We start from the raw sequence: 9297 nt of genomic DNA on the forward strand, positions 1-9297 counted from the left end.
CAGGGATATTACCAATCTTATCCGCTTCGGTTTCGTTACTTCTACTAAAAGGTAACATGATACCTACTTCAGTACCTATACCGTAGGCTTGATTCCACGTTTGTTGCGCCTGTTGACTTTGACCTGAGGTAGCAACAGCTACTCCTACACCCACAATCTCTTGCAACTGAGCAGCACTCATTCTTTGCGCTCCGTGGTTGGCTAAGGCATGCGAAACTTCATGTCCCATTACCGTTGCTAAGCCAGCATCATCTTTAGTGATTGGTAATATCCCTGAATAAACAACAATTTTACCTCCTGGCATACACCAAGCATTAACTTCTTTACTATCTACTAACTTATATTCCCATTGGTATCCATTCAAATACCCCTTTTGCCCGAGGTAATTTAAATACTTTTCAGCTGCAAGTTTAATTTTCATTCCCACAGTTTCCACTCTTTTAGCATCGGTAGTACCTGTAATAACCTTATTTTCCTTTAAAAAAGTACCGTACTGTTGAAAAGAAGTAGGAAACAATTGCTCGTTTGATACTAAATTTAAAGTTTTCTTACCTGTTAATGGATTAGTTGCACATGAACTTAAAAGTCCTAATACAAATATTCCTGCTACAATTGTATAATTTTTCATAATGTTTACTTTTATTTTAACAAAAATACGATTATTATTATTTTGAGAATTATAAAATTAGGAGCAAATGTTATGACATTTTGCGAAGTTGTAAAAGAAACTTACTTTCAATTGAATGCTAACACTTACCAAATAATAAAATATTTCAGCAAAAGCCTATCATTATCATAAATTAGAATTTCCTTTCGAACTGAATTAATTATGAATTTGAATAGCTTAATTAGCAATATTTAAGCACTATAACTGCTAAAGGAGGCAGTTCCAATGCTATGGAAAAATCACGACCATCATAAGGTGAGGCTGCTGCTTTCAATTTTTTTCCGTTTTCCACATTACTACCTTCATATGATTTAGCATCACTATTGAATATTTCTTGTAGTTTTCCTTTGCGAGGCAAGCCAATTTTATAATTTGAACGAACCACTTGCGTAAAATTGCAAATAACTATTAAATCATTTTCTGTTTTAACTCCTTTTCGTATGTATGCAAGGACTGCATTTTGATGGTCAGAGTAGTTGATCCACTCAAATCCTTCAGAACTAAATTGGTTTTCATATAATGCGGGTTCTTTTTTATAGAGTGCATTCAAATCTGTTATAACTTTCTTTACGCCCTGATGATATGGGTTTTCTAATAAATGCCAATCTAAACTTTCCTGAAAATTCCATTCCTTTATTTGACCAAATTCACTACCCATAAAAAGCAACTTTGTTCCCGGATGTGTAAACATATAAGAGTACAAAAGTCTGAGATTAGCAAATTTTTGCCATTCATCTCCTGGCATTTTATCAGCAAGCGATTTTTTACCGTAAACTACCTCGTCATGAGAAAGCGGTAACATGAAATTTTCTGCATAAGTATAAGTCATCGAAAAAGTCAAATCATTTTGGTGGTACTTTCGATATACGGTCTCTTTTTGAAAATATTGCAAAGTATCATGCATCCATCCCATCATCCATTTCATTCCAAAACCCAAACCTCCTATTGAAGTAGGTCGGGAAACCATTGGAAATGATGTGCTTTCTTCTGCAATAGTTTGAACTCCCTCATAATTGGAATAAACAGCTTCATTAAATTCTTTTAAGAAACTAATGGTATCTAAATTTTCATTACCTCCATAAATATTAGGTTCCCATTCTCCATCATTTCTAGAATAGTCTAAATATAACATCGAAGCTACTGCATCCACTCTTAAACCGTCTGCATGATAATGGTGCAACCAAAACAATGCATTACTAATTAAAAAAGAACGTACCTCATTTCGACCGTAATTAAACACCAAACTTTTCCAATCAGGATGGTACCCTTTTCTTCGATCCGGATGTTCATATAAACTAGATCCATCAAAATAACCCAATCCATGCGCATCATCAGGAAAATGAGAAGGCACCCAATCTAAAATTACACCAATTCCTACTTGATGCAGTTTATCGACTAAAAACATAAAATCCTGAGGAGTTCCAAATCGAGATGTAGGAGCAAAATAACCAACTAATTGGTAACCCCATGAAGGATCATAAGGATACTCCATGATAGGCATAAATTCTACATGGGTAAAACCAGTTTCTACAACATAGTTAACCAAATCATCCGCAAATTCTTTGTAAGTCAAAAAACTATTATCACTGCCGTGTCTCTTCCAGGAACCTAAATGTACTTCGTAAACAGAATATGGTTTATCAAGTCCATTTTTCTCTTTTCGCGATTTCATCCATTTCGAATCTTTCCACTTGTGGTCTAAGTCCCAAACAACAGAAGCTGTATTGGGCGGTTGTTCGCAATAAAAGGCAAAAGGATCGGCCTTTTCAGTACTTACACCCGCAATTGTTGATTGAATTTTATATTTGTAGACCGTTCCTTTTTCTAAATTCGGAATAAATCCTTCCCAAATTCCTGAAGAATCCCAACGTACTTCAAGCTGATGTTCTCCTTGGTTCCAAAAATTAAAATCACCAATAACAGAAACCGAAAGAGCAGTAGGTGCCCATACAGCAAAGTATACACCATGCACTCCATTCACTTCAATCAAATGTGCCCCTAGCTTTTCATACAGTCTAAAATGTTTTCCAGCTTTGAACAAATCGATATCAAAATCAGTAAAAAGGGAATGCGAAATAACTTTGGTCATAATATAATTGTGTAATTCTAAAGCTGAGTTTAGAACATTAGTTGATCGTTCACAGGAAATGGTTTTATCCTATTTGATAATTATTTGGTACAATTGCTCCTTTTTTAATCACTACAATACCATCTTTGATAGAATAGAGATCAGTGGAAGCGTCCTCAAGATGCTTGCCTCCATTTATATGAACATCATTACCTATACGGCAGTTTTTATCTACTAGTGCATTGCTAATAAAACATCTTTCGCCAATTCCTACTAGTATTTGCCCACTCTTGCAGTCCGTTTCCATATCATCTAAACTTTGATAATAATCATTACCCATGACATAGGAGTTCTGAATTACAGTACCCTCGCCTATTCTTGCTCGAATACCAATTACAGATCCTTTAATTTCTTTAGCGTTTATGATACAGCCTTCAGACAGTATGGACTTATCTACAATTGTTTTATTAAATTTAGAAGGAGGAAGTAACCTTGGTCTTGTGAAAATTTTATTATCGTTATCAAACAAATTAAATTTCGGAACGTCATCTGTTAAACCAATATTTGCTTCGAAAAAAGAGTCAATATTTCCTATATCAGTCCAATAACCTTCATACTGATAACTTAGAATTTTTTTGTTTCCAACTGCTTGTGGAATAATTTCTTTTCCAAAATCTTTTGTGTTTGGATTAGACATTAAGTCAACCAAAAGCTTTCTGTTAAAAATATAAATTCCCATCGAAGCTAGGTAATGTTTACCCTCTGCTTTCATTTGGTCACTAACATCTGATTCCCATTCCGGTAATAATTCTTTGGCTGGTTTCTCAATGAAAGACTCAATATAATTTTCACTATTTGTTTTTAAAATTCCAAATTCAGGCGCATCCTTCGCATTAACAGGCAAAGTCGCAATTGAAATATCAGCATTGCTCTTGATGTGTTCTTCAAGCATGTCGTTAAAATCCATTTGATACAACTGATCGCCTGATAAAATCAATGCGTATTCAAAATCATGATTTAAAAAATGAGGCATACACTGCCTAACAGCATCAGCGGTTCCTTGAAACCAAGTAGGATTATCAGGAGTTTGCTCAGCAGCTAAAATATCAACAAAAGCTTGACTAAAAGCATTAAAAGTATAAGTGTTCTTGATGTGTGCATTTAGAGATGCAGAGTTAAATTGCGTCAATACAAATATTCTTTTGATATCAGAATTCATGCAATTAGAAATAGGAATATCTACCAATCTGTATTTTCCTGCTATGGGAACGGCCGGTTTTGATCGAGTAGCTGTTAACGGATACAAACGGGAGCCTTGACCCCCACCTAGAATAATTGAAATTATGTTGTTCTTATTTGATTTCATATTTTACTTATTATTAAATTGTACATCTCTAAATATTCTTGGCAAACGCGCTCCCAGGAATGATCTATATTCATCCCAAATTTTCTAATTTTATTTAAATTCGTTTTATCATTGTATAGAATAACTGCACGACTAATGGAATAACAAATATCCCCAACTGATGATTGATCGTGACAAATTCCGTTTCCATTATCTCCAAAATCTATAACCGTATCTTGAAGCCCACCGGTTCGCCTAACGATAGGAACGGTGCCATATCGAAGTGAATACATTTGGTTCAATCCACAAGGTTCAACCCGTGAAGGCATTAGTAAAAAATCAGCACCAGCATAAATTAAATGAGCCAGCTCTTCGTTGTAACCTATAAAAGTATTGTAGTTTCCTTTGTAATCACCCAATAAGCTATTTAACTGATTTTCGATTAAGGTACTTCCAGAACCCAAAATTAATATATTGATTTGCTTATAATTTTCAGACAATGCCAGTGCTGCTGCATGAGGTAGCAAGTCACCACCTTTTTCATCTAGCAGCCTTCCTATAAAACTAAATAAAGGCTTAGAAGGGTCTAAATTAAATAATGAACAAAGTACTTCCTTGTTCAGTTGCTTGCCTTTTTCAAAATTTTTAATTGAGTAGTTTTTCTCTAGCATTTTATCGGTAGCAGGATCCCAAACTTCAGTGTCGATGCCATTCAGGATACCTCTTGATTTATAACGAACAAGATTAAAAAGGGACTCCAAGCCATTTGCCGAAAAGTTAATTTCATTTAGGTAATTGGGTGACACAGTGGTAACGGCCCAGGCACACTTTACAGCTACAGCTAAAGAGTTGATACAATTATCCCATTCTAGAACATTAACATGAGCTAAATCAAATTCTGGAATATACTGCAATTTATCAAAACCAAATTGCCCCTGATATAGGCCATTATGAATGGTAATCATTGACGGAACATTCTTTAACTTACCGTACTTGTAACAATAAAGCATCATAAAAGGAATAAGTCCTGTATGGTGATCATGACAATTAATAACTGAAGGCATTTCTTCACGACCAATAATCCAATCTAATGCTGCGATCTGAAAAGCTAAAAAACGTTCAATATCATCTTTGTAACCGTAAACATTAGGTCGATCGAATAATTCTTTAATTTCAATTAGATAGAGTTCAAAACCGAGCTTGTCCGTTTTTTCCTTTAAAACGTTAAAGGGAAAATTAAATTTACCCAATTTGACAAATCCCCAATGAACACATTCAAATTCATTTTCATTCCTGAATTTAGATTCATAACACGGAATAACAACTCTAGCAAGTTCGCCAGCTTTAGTTTGGTATTTAGGCAAGGCCCCAACTACATCGGCAAGGCCACCTACTTTAGCTACAGGGTAACACTCTGCGCTGATGTGAAATATTTCCATCTATATTTTTATCTTTTTCAATTTTAATTAATAAGTTAACTATAATTCAGCTGGACCTAAATAACTGTGAAGAATAATTACTATCAAAAACCTATTAAATATCGTACTTTTATGTTTTTCTAAATTTAGTAAAAAATTCAGAGATAATAAGCCTAAATACAAATTTATTAAAATGACAAAAAAAGCAACGGATAGCAAACAAATAACAGAAACACCAAAGTTTATCATCATGACTGGTAAATTTTTCGCATTTATTTCCCCGAAACTAGCGACTTTATATATTGCAAAATTATTTACAACACCTATTAAACATAAAATTCCGAAGCGCGAACAAAATATGGACAATACAAGTGTCCAAAAAGTAGTTAGTGTTCCCGATATTAATAAAGAAATTGTTGTTTATACCTACGGAACGAGTCCTAAGAAAGTGCTGCTTGTACATGGCTGGTCTGGACGCGGTACACAACTATTTAAAATAGCGGATGAACTGGTGAAAAACGGATTCTCTACCGTAAGTTTTGATGCGCCAGGCCACGGTAAATCCCCTGGAAACAATAGCATTATGGTTGACTTTATAGCCTCAATCCATGAAATAAACAGATTATACGGCCCGTTTGAAAGTGCAATTGGACATTCATTAGGCGGAATGTCAGTCCTTAATGCAATAAAACAAGGACTAAAAGTGAAAAATGCAACGATTATAGGAAGCGGAGATATTGTACAAGACATTATAGATGATTTTACAGATAAACTCCAACTACCTACTAAATATGCCACTAAATTGAGAGCTCATTTTGAAAAGAAGTACAAAGAGAATATGGGCGACTTTTCAGCATTTAAAGCAGCACAAACCACTGATATTCCTGTTTTAGTAATACACGATAATCAAGATTTCGAAGTACCTGTTACAGCAGGAATACATATTTACGAAAATTTAAAAGCAGGAGAACTAATGCTTACTGAATCTTTAGGACACAGAAAAATATTAGGCAATGAGAAAGTAATAGAAAAAGTGATTAACTTTACTTTGAAAAATAATTAAAATACAAGAACTAATGGAATTTCCTTTACATAAAACCGAAGAACAATGGAAAGAAGAACTAGGAGAGGATCGTTACCGTATATTAAGAAAAAAAGGAACGGAATACCCTCATACTGGTGCATATAACCTACATTATGAGAAAGGTACCTACTGTTGTGGTGGATGTGCTGAACCATTATTCGAAAGCAATTCTAAATTTGATGCTCATTGTGGTTGGCCATCATTTGATGATGCGATTCCTGGAAAAGTAAAAAATGTTTTAGACAAAACGCATGGTATGATTCGAACTGAAATAGTGTGTGCGAATTGTGGAGGTCATTTAGGTCATGTGTTTAATGATGGACCTACCAAAACAGGAGAACGCTACTGTGTAAATAGTTTATCTATTGATTTTAAAGAAGGTTAAAAGTCATTATTTACAAAAACAGAAATATTTTATTAAGCATTTTAACCACATATATTACGCTCTATTTGAAAACCCTTTGTTCAAATACTTATGATTTGAATAAAGGGTTTTTATTGTAAATAAAACAATTCTTATTAGTTAATTATTAGAATCCTAACCTAAAAAAGCCTTTTTAAAACTAGGTTTAACTCTACTATTGGAAGCTTGCTCAAAGGCATATGCAAAACCTATTAATTCCGGCTCAGTAAATGGTTTACCAAAGAATGAAAATCCAACTGGCAAATCATACACGGTACCACAAGGAACAGTGATATGTGGAAAACCACTGATAGCAGCTGGTGAGGTTAAAAACACATCACCCCATCTATCTCCATATATCATATCGATACTACAAGCGGGCCCCATTGTTAATCCGCAAATAGCATCTAACTTGTTTTCATCTATAACTTTATTTAAAATCTTAATAGCTTTAAAATGACTGTTTTTAAGTGCCTCTTTGTATTTTGCATCTGCTAAGTCTCCTTTTTCATTTGAACTAATCAATGTCTCTTGTTTAAAATAAGGCATGGCTTTATCCTCGTTTTTCAAATTAAAATCAATTACGTCTTTTAAAGACTTAACTTTAATATCCGATTTTTTTAAATAACTATTGACACCTTCTTTAAACTCAAACTGCATCACTTCAAATTCTGCTGCTCCCAATTCATTAATAGCATCTAAATAATCAATTTCTACAACTGTACCGCCTAATCTTCTAATCAAGTCAATAGATTTTTTTTGCAAAGCGTGCATAAACTGATTAGCACCTTGTTGCTTCTTTTCTACACCTATCCTTTTTCCTGACAAAAAGTTCTTATCTAAATATTTAACATACTCATTCTCTTGCGTTTGCTTACTTCCTATTGTACTTTTATCGTTATTATCACTACCCGCCAAAACTCCTAATAAAATAGCTGCATCTTGCACTGTTCGGGCCATTGGTCCTGCAGTATCCTGAGTCGACGAAATAGGTATAATACCACTTCTACTCACCAAACCTATTGTTGGTTTAATCCCCACAGCACCGCTTACAGATGATGGGCAAACAACAGAACCATCTGTTTCAGTACCCACTGAAACTGTACATAAATTGGCTGAAACAGCGACACCTGAACCTGCACTAGAACCACACGGATTGTGGTCTAAGATATAAGGGTTCTTCGTTTGTCCACCTCTACTACTCCAACCTGAACAAGAACTAGTAGACCTAAAATTTGCCCATTCGCTCAAGTTTGTTTTGCCTAAAATAATAGCTCCAGCAGCTCTTAATCTCTTTACTATGTAAGCATCATCTTTAGCAATATTCCCTTCTAAGGCTAATGCGCCTGCAGTAGTTTGCATTTGATCAGCAGTATCAATATTATCTTTAATAAGAACAGGAATCCCATGAAGCAAACCTCTTGATTTACCTTCTTTTAATTCCTTATCAAGTTTTTTGGCTAAGTTTAAAGCATCAGGATTAACTTCAATTACAGCGTTTAATGCAGGTCCTTTTTTATCTATTTCTTCAATTCGCTTTAAGTACAATTCCACCAATTTCTCAGACGTATATTCCCCCGACTTTAATTTGGTACTCAAGCTAGATATCGTTTCTTCATCTAAAACAAAATCGTCTATACCTTCCTCTTTTAAACCGTCTTCCCCTGTTTTTTCCTTATTAGAACAACTTGACACTAAAAAAGTTCCTATTCCAGCTGTTGCCAAAGTAGCAGTCGTTAAAAATGACCGTCTTTCCATAAAAATTGATTTATAAATTAATTTTCTAAATTTATATAAATACTTTGAACTACAAAAGTAAAACAGAAGATTATCCTTAGCTTCAATCAAATAAAAAAACTTAAATTAAAACCATTAAATACAATAAGTACCGAATAATTAATAGTCAACAACACATTTTGTAACTAAAAACAGACCAAGAATACAACTCTGTTTACTTAAAGAATGATAGTACCCTTTAGTAATTGACTTTATTTTTATAAGTGAAAGTCCTAAAATATGCTAAGATTACAGGACTTAATGGGGAAATCAACAGAAAATTAGAAGTAAACAGATGTAAATACAAGAAATTATGGCCTGCCGCTACTTCCACTACGTTCCAGCACCGTCGGGCTATACGTTACAATCTTTTTCGCGGCAAAAAAAAGCCTCAAAATGGGATTTTCACTGCTATCCCTCAGGCAAAAAATCAGTTTTCATACGAAAAACTACTATAAAACAAAAAACCCTGATTCAGATGAATCAGGGTTTTTAAACACAAAGGCGACGACATACTCTCCCACATAACTGCAGTA

At 34.2% G+C, this 9297-nt stretch carries 7 protein-coding genes; 2 read left to right on the forward strand and 5 right to left on the reverse strand.

The genetic code is table 11. From position 1 onward, the window contains the following. The 4 genes from P8M54_RS14035 to P8M54_RS14050 all read right to left on the reverse strand — a co-directional run. Nucleotides 1–628 (reverse strand): M48 family metallopeptidase (locus P8M54_RS14035; protein ID WP_300288595.1); only part of this gene is annotated, 628 nt, incomplete at its 3' end. A 220-nt stretch (nucleotides 629–848) separates the two neighbouring features. Beyond that, a complete protein-coding gene (gene glgB / locus P8M54_RS14040; protein WP_300288596.1) occupies nucleotides 849–2756 on the reverse strand; it encodes a 1,4-alpha-glucan branching protein GlgB in 1908 nt (635 codons plus the stop codon). 64 nt (nucleotides 2757–2820) lie between these two features. Beyond that, on the reverse strand, nucleotides 2821–4101 hold the full coding sequence (locus tag P8M54_RS14045; RefSeq protein ID WP_300288597.1) for a glucose-1-phosphate adenylyltransferase: 1281 nt from the start codon (nucleotides 4099–4101) through the stop codon (nucleotides 2821–2823). Beyond that, the gene (locus P8M54_RS14050) at nucleotides 4098–5519 is read right to left on the reverse strand and encodes a glycogen/starch synthase (RefSeq protein WP_300288598.1); all 1422 of its coding nucleotides are present in this window, start codon (nucleotides 5517–5519) and stop codon (nucleotides 4098–4100) included. The genes P8M54_RS14045 and P8M54_RS14050 overlap by 4 nt, the downstream gene beginning before the upstream one ends. 172 nt (nucleotides 5520–5691) lie before the next feature. Between P8M54_RS14050 and P8M54_RS14055 the strand changes: the two genes are divergently transcribed. Both P8M54_RS14055 and msrB read left to right on the forward strand, forming a co-directional pair. After that, nucleotides 5692–6561, forward strand: a complete 870-nt coding sequence (locus P8M54_RS14055) for an alpha/beta fold hydrolase (protein ID WP_300288600.1) — start codon at nucleotides 5692–5694, stop codon at nucleotides 6559–6561. Between the two features lie 13 nt (nucleotides 6562–6574). Continuing rightward, nucleotides 6575–6967 (forward strand): peptide-methionine (R)-S-oxide reductase MsrB, encoded by a 393-nt coding sequence (gene msrB / locus P8M54_RS14060; RefSeq protein ID WP_300288601.1) that lies wholly within the window; start codon nucleotides 6575–6577, stop codon nucleotides 6965–6967. A 153-nt stretch (nucleotides 6968–7120) separates the two neighbouring features. Here the strand turns inward: msrB and P8M54_RS14065 are convergent, their stop codons facing one another. Continuing rightward, a complete protein-coding gene (locus P8M54_RS14065) occupies nucleotides 7121–8743 on the reverse strand; it encodes an amidase (protein WP_300288602.1) in 1623 nt (540 codons plus the stop codon). Nucleotides 8744–9297: the final 554 nt, after the last annotated feature.

Source organism: Flavobacterium sp. (assembly GCF_029242675.1).
Lineage (GTDB): Bacteria > Bacteroidota > Bacteroidia > Flavobacteriales > Flavobacteriaceae > Flavobacterium.

Excerpts from the sequence above, each read along its gene's own strand:
- P8M54_RS14065 (WP_300288602.1), bottom strand. The coding sequence starts at position 8,743 with ATGGAAAGACGGTCATTTTTAACGACTGCTACTTTGGCAACAGCTGGA.
- glgB (WP_300288596.1), bottom strand. The coding sequence starts at position 2,756 with ATGACCAAAGTTATTTCGCATTCCCTTTTTACTGATTTTGATATCGAT.
- msrB (WP_300288601.1), top strand. The coding sequence starts at position 6,575 with ATGGAATTTCCTTTACATAAAACCGAAGAACAATGGAAAGAAGAACTA.
- P8M54_RS14045 (WP_300288597.1), bottom strand. The coding sequence starts at position 4,101 with ATGAAATCAAATAAGAACAACATAATTTCAATTATTCTAGGTGGGGGT.
- P8M54_RS14050 (WP_300288598.1), bottom strand. The coding sequence starts at position 5,519 with ATGGAAATATTTCACATCAGCGCAGAGTGTTACCCTGTAGCTAAAGTA.
- P8M54_RS14055 (WP_300288600.1), top strand. The coding sequence starts at position 5,692 with ATGACAAAAAAAGCAACGGATAGCAAACAAATAACAGAAACACCAAAG.